The sequence below is a fragment of the Staphylococcus equorum genome (assembly GCF_029024965.1).
Taxonomy (GTDB): Bacteria; Bacillota; Bacilli; order Staphylococcales; family Staphylococcaceae; genus Staphylococcus; species Staphylococcus equorum.
On the sequence record NZ_CP118982.1, the window covers coordinates 1,668,418 to 1,684,768 of the forward strand.

Annotated in this window: 15 protein-coding genes and 1 riboswitch; of the genes, 2 read left to right on the forward strand and 13 right to left on the reverse strand. The window is 33.8% G+C overall.

Features of this window, described 5'->3' with window-relative positions:
- Positions 1 to 84: 84 nt before the first annotated feature.
- From trmD to rpsP, 3 genes are all read right to left on the reverse strand, one after another.
- Complete coding sequence (trmD, locus tag PYW44_RS08055; RefSeq protein ID WP_021338730.1) at positions 85 to 822, reverse strand: tRNA (guanosine(37)-N1)-methyltransferase TrmD; 738 nt, start codon at positions 820 to 822, stop codon at positions 85 to 87.
- Positions 822 to 1,325 carry a ribosome maturation factor RimM gene (rimM, locus tag PYW44_RS08060; protein ID WP_021338729.1) on the reverse strand — a complete coding sequence of 168 codons (504 nt, stop codon included), beginning with the start codon at positions 1,323 to 1,325 and terminating at the stop codon, positions 822 to 824. Before rimM ends, trmD begins: the two co-directional genes overlap by 1 nt.
- Positions 1,326 to 1,545: 220 nt before the next feature.
- Positions 1,546 to 1,812 (reverse strand): 30S ribosomal protein S16, encoded by a 267-nt coding sequence (rpsP, locus tag PYW44_RS08065; protein ID WP_002507875.1) that lies wholly within the window; start codon positions 1,810 to 1,812, stop codon positions 1,546 to 1,548.
- A 258-nt stretch (positions 1,813 to 2,070) separates the two neighbouring features.
- Positions 2,071 to 2,169: riboswitch (TPP riboswitch) on the forward strand.
- A 130-nt stretch (positions 2,170 to 2,299) separates the two neighbouring features.
- On the opposite strand from rpsP, the gene PYW44_RS08070 reads away from it, so the two are divergent.
- Both PYW44_RS08070 and PYW44_RS08075 read left to right on the forward strand, forming a co-directional pair.
- Positions 2,300 to 3,052, forward strand: coding sequence for a 3-oxoacyl-ACP reductase (locus tag PYW44_RS08070; protein ID WP_021338728.1), 753 nt, complete (start codon positions 2,300 to 2,302; stop codon positions 3,050 to 3,052).
- Between the two features lie 26 nt (positions 3,053 to 3,078).
- Positions 3,079 to 4,392: an NtaA/DmoA family FMN-dependent monooxygenase gene (locus PYW44_RS08075; RefSeq protein WP_021338727.1), complete on the forward strand. Its 1,314-nt coding sequence runs from the start codon at positions 3,079 to 3,081 to the stop codon at positions 4,390 to 4,392.
- Positions 4,393 to 4,920: 528 nt separating this feature from the next.
- On the opposite strand, the gene ffh is transcribed toward PYW44_RS08075, so the two are convergent.
- From ffh to fapR, 10 genes are all read right to left on the reverse strand, one after another.
- A complete protein-coding gene (gene ffh / locus PYW44_RS08080; RefSeq protein ID WP_002507878.1) occupies positions 4,921 to 6,288 on the reverse strand; it encodes a signal recognition particle protein in 1,368 nt (455 codons plus the stop codon).
- A gap of 25 nt (positions 6,289 to 6,313) precedes the next feature.
- Positions 6,314 to 6,646, reverse strand: coding sequence for a putative DNA-binding protein (locus PYW44_RS08085; RefSeq protein WP_002507879.1), 333 nt, complete (start codon positions 6,644 to 6,646; stop codon positions 6,314 to 6,316).
- Entirely contained in the window at positions 6,633 to 7,877 is a 1,245-nt protein-coding gene (ftsY, locus tag PYW44_RS08090) for a signal recognition particle-docking protein FtsY (protein WP_021338725.1), read from the reverse strand. Before ftsY ends, PYW44_RS08085 begins: the two co-directional genes overlap by 14 nt.
- Positions 7,874 to 11,443 carry a chromosome segregation protein SMC gene (gene smc, locus PYW44_RS08095; RefSeq protein WP_021338724.1) on the reverse strand — a complete coding sequence of 1,190 codons (3,570 nt, stop codon included), beginning with the start codon at positions 11,441 to 11,443 and terminating at the stop codon, positions 7,874 to 7,876. The genes ftsY and smc overlap by 4 nt, the downstream gene beginning before the upstream one ends.
- Before the next feature lie 152 nt (positions 11,444 to 11,595).
- Positions 11,596 to 12,330 (reverse strand): ribonuclease III, encoded by a 735-nt coding sequence (rnc, locus tag PYW44_RS08100; protein WP_021338723.1) that lies wholly within the window; start codon positions 12,328 to 12,330, stop codon positions 11,596 to 11,598.
- Between the two features lie 211 nt (positions 12,331 to 12,541).
- Positions 12,542 to 12,775 (reverse strand): acyl carrier protein, encoded by a 234-nt coding sequence (locus tag PYW44_RS08105; RefSeq protein WP_002507883.1) that lies wholly within the window; start codon positions 12,773 to 12,775, stop codon positions 12,542 to 12,544.
- A gap of 249 nt (positions 12,776 to 13,024) precedes the next feature.
- Positions 13,025 to 13,759 (reverse strand): 3-oxoacyl-[acyl-carrier-protein] reductase, encoded by a 735-nt coding sequence (gene fabG, locus PYW44_RS08110; RefSeq protein WP_002507884.1) that lies wholly within the window; start codon positions 13,757 to 13,759, stop codon positions 13,025 to 13,027.
- Positions 13,752 to 14,678 (reverse strand): ACP S-malonyltransferase, encoded by a 927-nt coding sequence (gene fabD, locus PYW44_RS08115; protein WP_002507885.1) that lies wholly within the window; start codon positions 14,676 to 14,678, stop codon positions 13,752 to 13,754. Before fabD ends, fabG begins: the two co-directional genes overlap by 8 nt.
- On the reverse strand, positions 14,671 to 15,657 hold the full coding sequence (gene plsX, locus PYW44_RS08120) for a phosphate acyltransferase PlsX (RefSeq protein ID WP_021338722.1): 987 nt from the start codon (positions 15,655 to 15,657) through the stop codon (positions 14,671 to 14,673). Before plsX ends, fabD begins: the two co-directional genes overlap by 8 nt.
- Positions 15,650 to 16,219 carry a transcription factor FapR gene (gene fapR / locus PYW44_RS08125; RefSeq protein ID WP_002507887.1) on the reverse strand — a complete coding sequence of 190 codons (570 nt, stop codon included), beginning with the start codon at positions 16,217 to 16,219 and terminating at the stop codon, positions 15,650 to 15,652. The genes plsX and fapR overlap by 8 nt, the downstream gene beginning before the upstream one ends.
- Positions 16,220 to 16,351: the final 132 nt, after the last annotated feature.

Sequence of the window (16,351 nt, forward strand, 5' to 3'; positions counted from 1 at the left end):
ACCTATGTTCTTGCCTAGACAAAATATAGCAGCGGATCATAGTGATTTTCGTGTGTCGCACACTTAAAATATATTAGCATACTACTAATCTTTTTTCAATTGCTTTTTATATCTTTCTATAATTTCTTGGTCTTTTTTAGTCAACGGATACTGTTCTAATAAATCCGGACGTTTTTCCCATGTTCTTAAAATTTTCTGTTCATAACGCCAGTTATCAATGTGGGCATGGTTACCTGATAATAAAACGTCTGGTACATTCAAATCTTTGTATATACGTGGTCGTGTATATTGTGGAAACTCTAATAAACCATCTTGAAAGGAATCATCCATGTGAGATTGTTGATTACCTAAAACACCAGGTAAAAGTCTAACTACCGCATCTGTCATTACCATCGCCGGTAGTTCACCACCAGTCAATACATAGTCCCCCATTGAAATTTCATCAGTGACTAAATATTCACGGATTCTTTCATCGTAGCCTTCATAATGCCCGCAAATAAATACTAAGTGCTCTGCCTGACTGAGTTCATTAGCAATTGCTTGAGTAAAGGGACGACCTTGAGGGCACATTAAAATGACCCTTGTGTCTTCTGTTCGCTCAATACTATCCATTGCATTGAATATCGGTTCCGGCTTTAACACCATCCCCTGACCGCCTCCAAATGGGTAGTCATCCACTTGATTATGTTTGTTTTCAGCAAAGTGTCTAAAATCCACTGTATTTACTTGTAGCAAATCTTTTTCTTGGGCTCGTTTTAAAATAGATTGGTTTAAAACACCTTCAAACATGCCAGGAAATAATGTTAAATAGTCGATTCTCATTAATCTAATAATCCTTCCATAGGCGTGATTTGAATACGTCTACCTTCTACATCAATCTCTTTGACCACATCCGCGATATAAGGAATGAGGTATTCTTTGTCGCCTTTGACTACCCACACATCGTTTGCACCTGTTTCAAATATCTCAATCACACGACCAATTGGAGTATCTTCATTAAAAACGGTACAGCCAATGATATCTGAATAATAAAATTCATGTTCTCCAAGTTCTATTTCTTCATGATCACGTTCTTGTAAAAGTGTTTCACCTTTTAGGTACTCGATATCATTAATGTTATTGATACCTTCAAACGTAAGCATATGCAGTCCTTTATGCATACGATATGAAGCAATTTTAAATTCAAGTGGCGCTTTATCTTTACGTGCTATTTCAACTATTTCTCCTGGTTGAAAACGTTTATCTGTAAAATCAGAATTAGACTTTATTTTCACTTCACCTTTAATGCCATGTGTATTAACAATTTTTCCAACTTCAACTTTCATATATGTGCCTCCGATAAATGTATCTTATAAGTGTTGTGTAATTTTTATGTATTATTTAATTATTATAACATGTATAAATCTAACATAGTAATACATTCCTCAATAGAAAATTTTCTTATTCTCAACTATGTTAAAGCACTGATTATAATATTTTCCATTAAAAAAAGAGCACCTAAACGGTACTCTTACAAACACTATATTTGTTTAATAAGTTTAAAACTTATTTTTGGTCGTCGAATTTTTTCAAAATACCTTCTCTTGATAAGATATTGTGAACTGTATCAGTCGGTTTAGCACCGTCTTTTAACCATTTAAGTGCTGATTCTTCGTCGATTTTAACTTCTGCTGCATTTACATTGTTAGGGTTGTAAGTACCGATTTGTTCGATAATACGACCGTCACGTGGTGCACGAGCATCTGCAACTACGATACGATAGAATGGATTTCTTTTTGAGCCTAAACGTGTTAAACGAATTTTAACTGCCATTTATATTCTCTCCTTTTAATTTCATAAGTATTTATTTTCTACAAGAAATAATGATACCAGTTCTTCTAATATTTGTAAAGAGGTTATCCTTTACCAATTTTAAAAAATCATTTTTTCTCATCAATTACCTATTAAATAACGCGCTTTTGTCAATTTCCTCTTTTCACGCACTTTACACCACTATGATATGCCTTGTCTTATATTAAGTCTCTTGACATCTATATTTAAAAGCTATACATTGAGATTAAATTAAATAAGCACATGCACTAGGGGTGTTTTTAACTGAGATGAGTACAACTCAAACCCTTTGAACCTGATCTAGCTGAAACTAGCGGAGGAAAGTGTGAAAGATTTTATATCCTATATTCAAGGGGCAATCTTGCCTTTTTGCAATATTACTATTCTATCATTTCTAATACACAACTTTCTATAGTGAGGGTTGTGTATTTTTTTAATTTTACTTTTTAAAATTTTAGGAGTGAAAGTTATGAATAAAACTATTTTAGTAACTGGTAGTAGTAGAGGCTTAGGTGCAACGATTGCAAAAACATTATCGCAACAAGGGTACAATATTATAATCAATTATTACAAAAATAAATCGTTAGCAGAAGATCTTGTTTCTGACATCGGCTCTGACCATGCAATTGCCATTCAAGCTGATGTCACAAATAGAAATGATATTGACCACTTAATTGAACAAGCTACCCAATATTTCGGGAAAATTGATGTCGTGATTAACAATGCATTAGTAGGTTTTAAGTTTGATCCTACACAGCAGAAATCATTTGCAGAGTTAGCATGGGATGATTATCAACAACAGATAGATGGCACTTTAAAAGCTGCCTTCAATGTAACACAAAGTGTCATGCCCCAATTTTTGGAAAGACAGCAAGGCATTATTATTTCTATCGGGACAAATTTATATCAAAATCCCGTTGTACCTTATCATGAATATACAACTGCAAAAGCAGGATTAATTGGCTTTACTCGTAATATTGCTGCCGAGCTTGGTAAATTTGGTATTAGAGCTAATGTCGTGTCAGGAGGTCTGTTAAAAACAACTGACGCAAGTGCTACAACCACGACTGAAGTATTTGACATGATTGCACAAACAACACCGCTTAAACGAGTGACTTCGCCACAAGACATTGCAAACATGGTTGCATACTTAGCTTCTGAACAAGCTAATGGTATAACAGGACAAAATTTCACAGTTGATGGTGGCTTAACAATGAATTAACAAATTAAAATTAGGAAGTGCTTTCTATGTCTGATAAAAATCAAAAACAACTTAATATTGGCGTTTTATTATATGCTTGTGGTCATCACCAAGCTGCGTGGTTAATGCCGAACTCTAGTGTGTCACGTATCGGTGAAATTACTTATTATCAGGAATTAGCTCAACTTGCTGAAAAGGGACTATTCGACGCAGTATTTTTCGCGGACAATCAATCTTTTCCTGCGAAATCTTCTACTGATATGCCGGCATTTTGGTTCGATCCTATCGTCAGTTTATCTGCTATTGCTCATGTGACAACACATATTGGACTTGTCGCAACAATTTCAAGTACATTCTCAAATCCTTTTACCGCATCTAGACAGTTGCTCAGTCTAGATCATCTTTCAAATGGACGTATAGGTTGGAATCTTGTCACCTCTATGACAGATTTAGAAGCTTTAAATCACAGTATGGAAATGCTCCCTGATCATAATGAACGCTATGAAATTGCTGCTGAATTTGCAAAAGTGATGAATCGGTTATTCACATCTTGGGATAAAAAACATTTTTTACATGATCGAAAGAATAAAAAAATTATTAATGATGATGACATTAATGCTATTAATCATCATGGTAAACATTTCAAAGTTAAAGGACCATCAACAACGCCAAGTAGTCCACAAGGTCGTCCAGTAGCTATGCAAGCTGGTGCATCTTCACAAGGTATTGCTTTAGCAACTCAATATGCAGATGCAGTGTATTCAGTATCCTGGAACTTTAAACAAGCACAAGCTTTTCGAGAAAAGCTCGATCAACAATTACAATTATCAAAAAACAATAGTAGATATATCAAAATTTTTCCCGGTCTAGTTACATATGTCGCTGAAACTTATGAAAAAGCCTATGCTAAGAAAGAAAAGTTAGACAAAGCCTTACCGGTGGAAACCGCATTAAAACAATTAAGTTTCTTTATTCAACAAGATTGTCAAAACTGGGAGTTAGATGAACCCGTGCCACCCCTGCCTCCTGTAGAAGATTTTACAGGACCAGTTGGCCGTTACGAAACAATATTGGAAATTATTCGTGATACTCATCCAACTGTAAGAGAACTACTCGGTTACTTAAATGCTGGTGGCGGGCATTTCACCTTGATTGGTACTCCTGAAGATATCGTAGATCAAATGGAGTACTGGTTACTAAGTGGTGTAGCCGATGGTTTTAATTTGATGCCGCCTGTCTTTCCAGATAGTTTAGAGGATTTCGTAGCATTGATTGTACCAGAATTACAAAAAAGAAATTTATACAGAACAACTTATGATGGTCATACTTTCCGTGATCATTTGGGATTAGAAAAAATTTAATCATTCTTCAAATAATATAATTGACGAGAAACCAGAACGGTAATTTGTCTAAGAATCATTACAGAACGAAGACAAACCAAATGACCTTACATCATTTGGTTTTTTAATAAGTCTTAATTTTTAGGATTTATGGCAAGACAAATCAGCGTCGTATTTATAGATTTTTTATTCCTCTACACTTTCTCATATCATATCTTTAGTATCTTCAAATCTTCTTTCAATTGTTTGAGACCACAATTTTCACTAATTCTATTATACATTTGTTTTTTATTTACCTTTATATAAGTTGCATCAATAAATAACGATAAATGATTTATTAAATTCATTTTATTTGAAATGTGGCAGTGGGTTGGGCGGACTCCTGTGGAAAAGTATTAATCGAAGAATACAGGCTGATACTATTAACTAAGGAAAGAAAGCACAAAAAAATGCCAACAAAGTCATAGACTTTGTCGACACTATGGAACGATTTGTCTAAGCATCGTTGTTTTGGTTTTTATTATTTATAGTTATACAAAATTTATGATTTTAGAATGGTAAGTTCATGCCATTCATCATATTTTCCATTTGTTTGCGTTTGCCTTTTTTGCCTTTACCGCCACCGGAAAATTGTTTCATCATTTTTTTCATATCAGTGAATTGTTTCATTAATCTATTGATTTCTTGCACTGAACGTCCTGAACCTTTAGCAATACGTTTTTTACGAGAAACATTTAAAGTTTCAGGTTTGTTACGCTCATTAGGCGTCATGGATTGAATGATGGCTTTAATATGATCAATTTGCTTATCGTCCATATTCATATTTTCAATGCCTTTCATTTTGTTCATGCCAGGAATCATTTTCATAATGTCATCAAGAGGTCCTAAACTTTTAACTTGGTCTAATTGTTCTAAGAAATCTTCCAATGTAAACGAAGATGTACGCATTTTCTTTTCTAAGTCTTTTGCTTTATCTTCATCCACATCTGTTTGTGCTTTTTCAATTAAACTCAATACATCTCCCATACCTAATATACGAGATGCCATACGTTCAGGATGGAATGCTTCTAAGCCATCTAGTTTCTCACTCATACCTACAAATTTAATCGGTTTTTGAGTAACTGATCTGATTGAAAGTGCAGCACCACCACGTGTATCACCGTCTAATTTTGTTAATGTTACGCCAGATAATTCTAATTGAGAATCAAAAGATTCTGCAACATTCACAGCATCTTGACCTGTCATCGCATCAACAACTAACATAATTTCATCTGGTTTCGTAATTTCTTTTACATCGCTTAATTCTTGCATTAATGCTTCATCAACGTGTAAACGACCAGCAGTATCAATAATAACAAAATCTAAATGCGCTTCTTTTGCATGTGCGATTGCATTTTCAACGATTTGTTGTGGCTTAACTTGATCGCCTTCACTATAAACTGGAATGTCGATTTGTTTACCTACTGTTTGCAATTGATCAATTGCCGCAGGACGATAAATATCTGCCGCTACCAATAATGGCTTTTTATTATATTTTTTACGCATTAATAATGCTAATTTACCAGCAGTGGTAGTCTTACCAGCACCTTGTAAACCAACCATCATCACTACAGTTGGCGGCTTGTTAGCCATTTTAATCGTAGCATTTTCCCCTCCCATAAGTTGGGTGAGTTCTTCTTGCACAATTTTGATGACTTGTTGTCCAGGTGTTAATGACTTCATAACATCTGAACCTAAAGCTCTATCTGATACAGTTTTGACAAATTCCTTTACCACTTTAAAGTTAACATCGGCTTCTAATAATGCTAATCTTACTTCGCGCATCATCAATTTAATATCTGCTTCAGTAACTTTACCTTTGCCTCGGATTTTTTGCATCGTTCCTTGTAGACGATCGGATAATCCTTCAAATGCCATATCAAATACCCTCCTTTATATACTTTTATTCTAAATCTTCAAGTGCTTGAATGTATTGTTTTATTTTTTCTGGATCATTTATGTGCTGTTTTATATGTTCATATAATTTTTGTCTTTGTTCAAAATTCCGGTATAATCCTAATTTTTCTTCATAATCTTCCACTAAATCGCCAGTTCTTCTTATATTATCATACACTGCTTGGCGACTCACATCAAACGTATCAGCAATCTCACTTAAAGAATAATCTTGTAAATAAAATAATTCTAAATAGTTTCTTTGCTTATTTGTTAGTAATGATTGGTAAAAGTCAAACAGATAATTCATACGTATCGTTTTAATTAAATCATTTTGACTCATCTGAATTACCTTCAATTTCTGCTTCACTCTGATTTGACTCAGGTGCTTCTTCGACATTTTGTTCAATCATATCAGCGAATAATCCATACACATAGCTCTCAGGATTGAATGGTTGGAGATCATCTAATTTTTCACCTAAACCTACGTATTTAACTGGGATATGAAGTTCATTACGAATCGCTAATACGATACCACCTTTAGCAGTACCATCTAATTTTGTTAATACAATACCTGTAACGTTTGTAACCTCTTTAAATGATTTTGCTTGTGACAATGCATTTTGACCTGTCGTTGCATCAAGACAAAGTAAAACTTCATGAGGTGCCTCTGGTACAGCACGTCCAATAACTCGTTTAACTTTCTCTAATTCATTCATTAAATTAGATTTATTTTGTAAACGGCCAGCAGTATCACATATTAAAATATCTACGTCTTTACTTTTAGCTGCGTTAATTGCATCATACATTACAGCAGCTGGGTCTGAACCTTCTCTTTGGCTCAACACTTCAACACCAACGCGTTCACCCCATACTTTAAGTTGTTCAATTGCACCAGCTCTGAATGTATCTCCAGCAGCAAGCATTACTTTTTTGCCTTCAGCTTGGTAACGATGCGCTAATTTACCAATTGTTGTTGTCTTACCAACACCATTCACTCCGACCATAAGGATTACATTTAATCCTTCATTTTCTATATTCATCACTTCTGAGTTATCATCATCTTGGTGATAGATTTCTACAATTTTCTCAACAATAACTTCACGTAAATCCTCTGTTTCAGTAATATTGCGACGTTGCGCTTCTTCACGTAATTCTTCTACAAGTTGCATCACAGTATTAAATCCAACATCTGCAGTAATTAACATTTCTTCTAATGCTTCGAAGAACTCTTCATCAACTTTACGATAACGTGCGAGTAAATTATTAAGTTGTGCTTGGAAATTCTCACGCGATTTTTCTAAACCAGCTCTAAATTTGGCACCGAGCTGTTGCGCTTCAATTTCTTCAAAATCTTCAATAGAGATTAATCCATCATCATCAAAGTCAGCTTCTTTTAATTTTTTAACTTTTTTCGCTGGTTTATCTTGAATTTCGGTTTCTCTATCTTGTGATGCTTCACCTTGTTGTTCTGATTGTTGTTCTGCGTCTTGTTGTTCTAATTCTTCAAGTTGTTGCTTTTGTTCTTCTGAAGGTGCTGAAAATTTATCTTTTAATCGTTTGAAAAAGCTCATGTTTGTTCCTCCTTAATCACTTCATCAATCGTATTTAAATTAACACTTACTAGTTTGGAAACTCCAGATTCTTGCATTGTTACACCATATAAGCGATCTGAGAATTCCATTGTACCTTTACGGTGTGTAATCACAATAAATTGAGTTTGGTCTGATAGATTTTTTAAATATTGTGCATAACGTATCACGTTTGCTTCATCAAGTGCCGCTTCAACTTCATCTAAGATAACAAATGGCGCTGAGCGAACTTTTAAAATCGCAAATAATAATGCTATAGCACTCAAGGCACGTTCTCCACCACTAAGCAGTGACAAATGTTGTAACTTCTTACCAGGTGGTTGCACAATGATATCTACACCTGCAGATAGATAGTCATCATCTGTTAAGCGTAGTTCTGCTTGACCCCCACCAAACAATGATTTAAACACATCTGAAAAATATCCTTGAACGGCATGAAATGTTTCTTTAAAACGATCTTTCACTTCTTGATCCATTTCTTCGATAAGTTGTTCTAAAGTTGTTTTCGCTGCTCTCAAGTCAGCACGTTGTTCATCTAAAAATGTAAAACGCGTATTAATTTCTTCAAATTGTTCAATCGCATTTAAATTAACTGGTCCTAACTCTTCAATAGACATTTTAGTTAATTTTACTTTTTTGCGTAAAACGTCTATATCTTCATCTAAATCATATAATTCACTCGCACGTTCATATGTTATGTGATAATCTTCGCTCAAATGATCAATCGCATAATTAATTAATACATCTAAACGTGACTGCTCGGATTTAATATCTTGATAACGATTTTCTATAGAAAGAATATCTTGATTTGCTTCTTGAAGTTTTTGATCTGTCACTTCAATTGTATCATTCAATTCGAGTCTACGCGATTTAACGTCTTCTATGTTTTGAGATAATTTTGCTTTCTCGGCTTTACTTTGTTCCATATTATATTGAATCGTTTCAAATGCTTTTTCGCCTGTCATTTCATCTGAATTAAAGAGTTTAATTTGTTCTTCTAATTTTTGATGTTGCACAATAACATCATTGAGTTGTTTTGCTATTTTTGACTCAGTTTGTTTTTGAGTATTTAATCGTTCTTTTACAACTGCCAAATCGGATTGCTTTTGATGTAATTGTTGCTGGATTTGTGTTGTGCTTTCTTTACCTTCTTTAGAAAGTTTTGTATAAAGATTGATATCATCTTCTAATTTTTGTAGCTGTGTTTTGATTTTAGATAATCTTTGCTTTTTATCATCAAGTGTTTGTTTACTTGTTTCACTTTGGTAGCCATCATTTTTTTCAAATTCAAATTCTTCATGCTCGTCTTTTAAATGCGCTTCACTTTTACGTAATCTGTCTAGTTCTAATTCATAATTATGAGCACTTTGTTTAATAGCATTATAATGTTGACTTGTATCAAAATATTTTTCGCTCAGTTGATCTGACTCATTTTTAATATTTTGAAATTGTTTTTCAAATGCTAATGTTTGCTGTTGATAATCTTCGAGTTGGGCACGCATCGTTGTCAGTTCATCTTTTTGAGCTAAAATACTTTTAGATTTACGATCTCCGCCACCCGTCATTGAACCACCAGGGTTCACGATATCGCCTTCTAAAGTCACAATACGCGTACGATAACGGATTTTACGTGCTAAGTCGTTGGCATTTTTCAATTCATCTACAATTATTGTATTACCAAGTAAATTTTGAACTACATTTTGATAATCTGAATCTACTTCAATTGCTTGTGCAGCAATATTAATAAAACCCTCACTATTTTGTGCAGTTTTCATAATTTCATTACCAATTTGGCGAGGTTGAATTACATTGAGTGGTAAAAACGTCGCTCTACCGAAACCGTTTTGTTTTAGATATTGAATTGCCTGTCTACCATCTTTTTCTGAATCTACAATCACATGCTGTAGTGATGCACCAAGTGCAGTTTCGATTGCTTTAGTTAAATCGGATGGCACTTGAATTACTTCAGCAACTGCTCCACGTATCCCTGAAAGTTTATTGTCTTTAGCCTTAAGTATATGTTTTACACCATTAAAGAAATAGCTATATTCTTCCTGTTGCGTGGCCAAACTATCGATACGGGATTTTAATTTATCGTTAAATCTATACGCTTGATGCAATTTTTCTTCGTACTCAGATTGTTGTTGTTTAAGTTGTGTTAATTTCTTTTCATAATTATTGAGCTGTTGCTCAGATTTTTTCAATTCTTTTTGAGCCGTCGCGGTTTGTTTTTCAGCTTCATTGATGTCGCTTTGAATTTTCTTCAGTTGTTCAAAGGCTTCAAGTAATCTACTATCTAAACGTGATTGTTTCGTTTCATTTTCTTGGATGGTATGTTCTAAAAAGCGAATGTCATTATTTACATCAGATTGTTCAGACATGAGTTGATAATATTCATCTTTGATTGTTTCTAATTTTTCGTCATGTTGTTCATCACTGACATAGAGTTGTGATTCAAAGTATTGAATTTTTTCATTCAACTCTTTTTGTTGTTTTTTTAATTTATCTATTTGATTTTGTGCATCTATCTTTTCTTGTTTTAAGGTTTCTGTTTGTATTTTAAGACTTTCTTGTTCTTCTTCAAAACGAGCGTTTGTTTGTGATTGATTTTTCTTACGTTCTTCTAACACGTTAAGTTGTCCTGCATACTTTTCAACTTCTTCTGTCGCTTTAACAAGTTGAAAATTTAATGATTCAATATGTTCATCTAGTTGTTGTCTTTCAGATTTATATTTGTTTAATGCTTGTGTATATTGTACTTTCTCTGCATCTTTTGTAGCTTGATGACTCTTTAAATTATTTAAATTATCATCAAGTTCATGAATATTCTTACTATATTGTTCAATATCATAAACCGTTACAAGTACATCACTTCTTTCCATTTCTTTGGAAAGATGTTTATATTCTTTAGCAATTGCTGCTTCTTCTCTTAATGGTTCAACTCGCCCCTCTAAATCATATAGAATATCTTGTATTCTTGAAAGGTTATCTTCTGTTTGATCGAGCTTTTGTACAGAAGCAGCTTTGCGTTTTTTATATTTTAAAACTCCTGCAGATTCTTCTAGTATTTGTCTTCTATCCACTGGTTTAGCATTTAGTATTTCATCTACACGACCTTGCGAAATAATACTAAACGCTTCTTTTCCTAAACCTGAGTCTAAAAACAAATCAATAATATCTTTTAATCTTGCACGGTCATTATTAAGATAATACTCACTTTCACCACTTCTGTATAATCGACGTGTTACGACGATTTCTGTCGCGTCTAATTGTAACTTGCCTGAGCTATTATCTAATTTCAATTTAACTTCTGCATAATTTTGAGCTTTTCGATGTTCTGCGCCTGAAAAAATAATATCTTCCATTTTAGCGCCACGTAGTGATTTAGCTGATTGTTCACCTAACACCCATTTTATTGCATCTGTTATGTTACTTTTCCCACTGCCGTTAGGGCCTACAATTGCTGTTACACCTTCATCAAATTGTACATTTGTGTGCTCCGCAAACGATTTAAACCCAAAGGCATCTATTGATTTCAAATATACCATGCTATTCTCCTTTAAAGTGTTCCTTGCTGCTTCACAGTTTAGAAATACTCATGCATTAACCTGAAGGCTAATATATTTCTTTATTAACTACATTGCTATTGCGAAGGTCTTAACAATATATGATTTTTTTATCATATTGTTTTATAACAAAGTTATTTAGCTTTGTTTTTCATTGATTTATATGCACTTTCTGCTGCTTTTTGTTCGGATTCTTTTTTAGTCTTCCCTTTACCCTCTGCTACTGCAGCATTTTCTAATATCACTTCAGAAGTAAATAGACGATGATGCGCTGGTCCTTCTTCATTGATTAAACGATAAGTGACATCACCTTTATTTTGTTTATGGACAAATTCTTGAAATTGGGTTTTAAAGTCTACAACACCATCAAGTTCTTCATCTTCGACATACGGAAAAATAATTTGTTCTGCAAATTTCCACACAGATTCTAAGCCTTGGTCTAAATATAACGCACCTACAAATGCTTCAAATGCATCTGATACGAGTGAAGGACGAGTTCTGCCACCTGTTTTCTCTTCACCTTTACCTAACAAGATAAGTTCATTGATTTGAATTTTTTTCGCAAATATTACAAGTGAAGGCTCACAAACAATTGTTGCACGCATTTTTGTTAAATTACCCTCTGGCAATTCTGGATATTTATCAAATAAATAACGTGAAACCGTCAATTCTAATACCGCATCTCCTAAAAATTCTAATCGTTCATTATGCTCTAAACGATTCATATTAAAATCATTTATAAAACTCGAATGCGAAAATGCTTGCTGATATAATTCTATTTGTTTAAAATTCAAGTCTAATTCTTGCATCTTCTGCGCAAATTTTTTTTCAAATGCTTTAACCATTTCTATTTTTTTATAATTGGACAATCTATTCCCTCCTCAGATTTAATGATAAAGTACTAATACCTTTATATTTTACGTGAAAATACAATAAAACTAAAGAAAAAAACTGTCTACTGTATTTACCATCTATATATCTAGTGATAATCGTTATAGCACTATTATCTTACAATATAAATTCTGTTTAAAATCAATAAAAAATCTGAGCCGTCATCTCAACGACTCAGATATTTTTTTATTATTTTTCGATACTATTAATAAAGTTTACTGCGTCACCAACAGTGTTGATTTTTTCAGCTTCTTCATCAGGAATTTCAGTACCAAATTCGTCTTCTAATTCCATAACTAATTCAGCAATATCAAGTGAGTCAGCGCCTAAATCATCTTTGAAAGATGCCTCTTTAGTTACTTTTTCAGCGTCAACACCTAAACGGTCAACGATGATATCTTTTACTTTGTCGAAGTTTTCCACGTCGATTCACCTCCTTTAAAAAATCTTATTATAGACTTATATATTTTCCCACTTTATCAATTGAAATACAAGTAGTATTTCAATTGATTGTACTGTATAAACATTATATAAATGGATCTTATACAATAAAGTGTAGTAATGAAGTTGTGACACAATCATTTTAAATCTATACTTTATACCATATCATAATCTCTTATATGAGTTCAGAAGTTTTATAAAACAAGATTTGTCATGTTGTGTAGCACTTACTTACATATACATACCACCATTGACATGTATTGTTTGACCCGTAATATACTTCGCTTTGTCTGAAGCTAAAAATGCTACAGTATGAGAAATATCTTGGTCTTTCCCGAATTTAGCTAATGGGATTTGTTCTAACATTTTTGCTTTAAGCTCATCACTTAAAGCATCAGTCATATCAGAAACAATAAAACCTGGTGCAACAGCATTTACTGTGATGTTTCTTGAAGCCAGTTCACGTGCTGATGATTTCGTTAAACCAATTACACCAGCTTTAGTCGCAACATAGTTTGCTTGCCCTGGATTACCCATAGCTCCAACAACACTTGATAAATTAATAATTGCACCACTCTTTTGTCTTAGCATTTGTGGTGTCACTTTTTGAATACAGTTGAAAACGCCTTTTAAGTTTGTATCAATTACGTCATCCCATTCTTGCTCTTTCATACGCATAAGCAAATTATCACGCGTAATACCTGCGTTATTAACAAGGACATCAACAGAACCAAATTCGCTAACAACCGCTTTAATCATTGCTTTTACTTCATCACCATTTGCAACATTTGCTTGAATAGCAAAACTTTCAACGCCTATCGCTTTAATTTCTTCAACAACAGCATCCGCTTTTTCTTTGTTTCCCGAAAAATTCACAGCAACATTGTATCCTTCTTCTGCCAATTGTATCGCTATACTACGTCCTATACCTCTCGAAGCACCAGTTACTAATGCACTTTTAGTCATTTTCATTCCACGCTTTCATATCTTCTAATGTTTGAATCGAAGTTATTTTCACATCTCTATTTATCTTTTTAATTAAACCTGAAAGTACTTTACCAGGACCAATTTCAATAAAGTGATCTACACCTTGATCAATTAACCATTGCGTTGAATCAATGAATTGTACTGGTGAATATAATTGTTTAATCATATTATCCTTAATTACATTGGCATCTGTTTCACCTTTTGCATGCACATTTTGAACTACAGGGAATTGTGCATCATTCCAGTCAAATTGTTCAACATACTCAGCAAAATCGTCTTTGATCACCTGCATCATAGATGAATGAAATGGGCCAGATACAGCAAGTGGTAGGACACGTTTCGCACCTAATGATTTGCCTTCTGCCACTAATTTATCTATTAATGTTTTGTGTCCAGAGACAACGATTTGTCCAGGAGAATTTATATTTGCTGGTTCAATAATTTCTTCATCTGTTGAAAGTTTTTGACATATTGCATTAACATCATCAAAATCCAAACCTAATACTGCTGCCATACTTCCAACACCATCAGGAAAAGCGACGGCCATCAGTTGTCCACGCTTACGAACAATTTGAACTGCATCATCAAATTTCAATACACCACTCGCTACTAGACTCACATATTCACCTAAACTATGGCCCATTGTATAATCAGCATTTAGATTATTAAGTGCTTGTAATAAAGCTGAGCTATGTGTGAGCAACGCCGGTTGTGTATTTTCTGTTTGACCTAATTTATTTTCTTCATCTGAAAACATTGTTTCTAAAATATCAAAATCCATTTGTGCTTGTGCTTGATTAAGAATCGTTGTTGCAGCATCATTTTGATTAAATAAATCATTTGCCATCCCGACTTTTTGTGATCCTTGGCCTGGGAAGATAATCGCAGTTTTACTCATTTACTTTACCCACCGTTTCTCTCATAGTTTCCACAATATTTTGTTCTCCCGCTATTTTAGCTTGACGGATTGCTGAATAAAAAGCTTTCGCACTAGAACTACCATGTGCTTTTACTACAATGCCATTCAATCCTAATAATACCGAGCCACCATATTCTGCATAATCCATTTTTGACATTAAACCATTTAAGTCTTTACGTAATACAAATGCGGCAATTTTATTCTTGAAACTACTTAGAAGCGTTGTTTTAAGCATTTTACCCATCGCTTTTGCAACACCTTCTAAATTTTTAAGAATCATATTACCAGTATATCCGTCTGTAACTACAACATCAGCTGCGTCGTCCATTAAGCCTTTTGCTTCTACATTTCCTGTGAAATTGAAGACATTTTGTTCGTCCATCAAACTAAATGCTTTTTTAGTTAACGTGTTACCTTTAGCTGCCTCTGTACCAATATTCAACAAACCTACTGAAGGCTGTTCAACGCCCCTGATTTTTTGGGCATAAATATTGCCTAATTGGGCGTATTGTAATAAGTGTTCCGGCTTGGCGTCTGCATTAGCACCTACATCCATAAACACAAATCCTTTTCCAGAAATTGTTGGCAAAGTGAGGACTAATGCGGGACGCTCAACACCCTTAATACGTCCTACTATAAACAAACCAGCAGACATCAATGCACCTGTATTTCCTGCAGATACACAACCATCTGCTTCACCAGCTTTAACTACTTCAGCCATACGTGCCATTGAGCTATCTTTTTTACGTTTAATCGCTCTAACTGGTTCATCGTCCATCGTAATTTCTTCTGTACAATGACGTACTTCTACACGACCATGTTTGAGTGTGCATTTAGTTTGATCACCAAATAAAATTATTTCTAAATCTTTAAAATCATTCACAGCTTTTTCAACAGCTTCTAAAACGATTTCAGGTGCATCGTCTCCACCCATCATATCAATCGCTATTTTAACCATCTTGTTCATCCTCACTTGTATAATACATTTTGAATGTACCTCTAAATACCAAAGTATCTTTGACATACGAATTTACTTTTATCATATAATATTTACTTGTAATTTCAATCGTTTGTGCGTCAGCACGTACTGTATCATTTAATTTCACTGTTTTTAAAAATGCTACATTACTTTCCTGAGTTAACACAACAGGTTTATGTATAAGCGCTACACACAGTGAATTCGCTTGTGCAAAAAGTACATGTCCTCTGGCAATTTTATTTCTAGTAAATACAGAATCTTCATCAATATCTATAATTGAAGTTGCGAGTTGATCAGGCTGAACATTTATTACATCGCCTATGATTTCACTACCATCAATGGATCGAATACTTTCATAATTTTTTCTTGCTACGGATTTAATTCGTTTTCTTAGTTCTGGAATATCTAAGTATGTACGATCTAACCTAATAGTTTGAATACTCACTGAAAAAAGTGTACTCAAATCCAAATCTGTAATAAAGGGGTTTTTTTCAATCTCTTTTTTAATTGCTTCGCGTCGTTCTTGTTTTTTTAACTTCATTTTGTTCTAACCACCTAAATCACCTAATTTTTAGTACCAAGTCTTAAACATTCCTAACACATCATAACACTTTCTATTTCATTAGCTCAACAAAAAACATACTTCCTTAGATGTTTTTCATGTCAGATAACC

What these genes read in the sequence shown, in the direction of transcription:
- fabG (WP_002507884.1), bottom strand. Translation starts at nt 13,759, where the DNA reads ATGACTAAAAGTGCATTAGTAACTGGTGCTTCGAGAGGTATAGGACGT.
- fabD (WP_002507885.1), bottom strand. Translation starts at nt 14,678, where the DNA reads ATGAGTAAAACTGCGATTATCTTCCCAGGCCAAGGATCACAAAAAGTC.
- ffh (WP_002507878.1), bottom strand. Translation starts at nt 6,288, where the DNA reads ATGGCATTTGAAGGATTATCCGATCGTCTACAAGGAACGATGCAAAAA.
- rpsP (WP_002507875.1), bottom strand. Translation starts at nt 1,812, where the DNA reads ATGGCAGTTAAAATTCGTTTAACACGTTTAGGCTCAAAAAGAAATCCA.
- smc (WP_021338724.1), bottom strand. Translation starts at nt 11,443, where the DNA reads ATGGTATATTTGAAATCAATAGATGCCTTTGGGTTTAAATCGTTTGCG.
- trmD (WP_021338730.1), bottom strand. Translation starts at nt 822, where the DNA reads ATGAGAATCGACTATTTAACATTATTTCCTGGCATGTTTGAAGGTGTT.
- rimM (WP_021338729.1), bottom strand. Translation starts at nt 1,325, where the DNA reads ATGAAAGTTGAAGTTGGAAAAATTGTTAATACACATGGCATTAAAGGT.
- ftsY (WP_021338725.1), bottom strand. Translation starts at nt 7,877, where the DNA reads ATGAGCTTTTTCAAACGATTAAAAGATAAATTTTCAGCACCTTCAGAA.
- PYW44_RS08085 (WP_002507879.1), bottom strand. Translation starts at nt 6,646, where the DNA reads ATGAGTCAAAATGATTTAATTAAAACGATACGTATGAATTATCTGTTT.
- PYW44_RS08075 (WP_021338727.1), top strand. Translation starts at nt 3,079, where the DNA reads ATGTCTGATAAAAATCAAAAACAACTTAATATTGGCGTTTTATTATAT.
- plsX (WP_021338722.1), bottom strand. Translation starts at nt 15,657, where the DNA reads ATGGTTAAAATAGCGATTGATATGATGGGTGGAGACGATGCACCTGAA.
- fapR (WP_002507887.1), bottom strand. Translation starts at nt 16,219, where the DNA reads ATGAAGTTAAAAAAACAAGAACGACGCGAAGCAATTAAAAAAGAGATT.
- PYW44_RS08070 (WP_021338728.1), top strand. Translation starts at nt 2,300, where the DNA reads ATGAATAAAACTATTTTAGTAACTGGTAGTAGTAGAGGCTTAGGTGCA.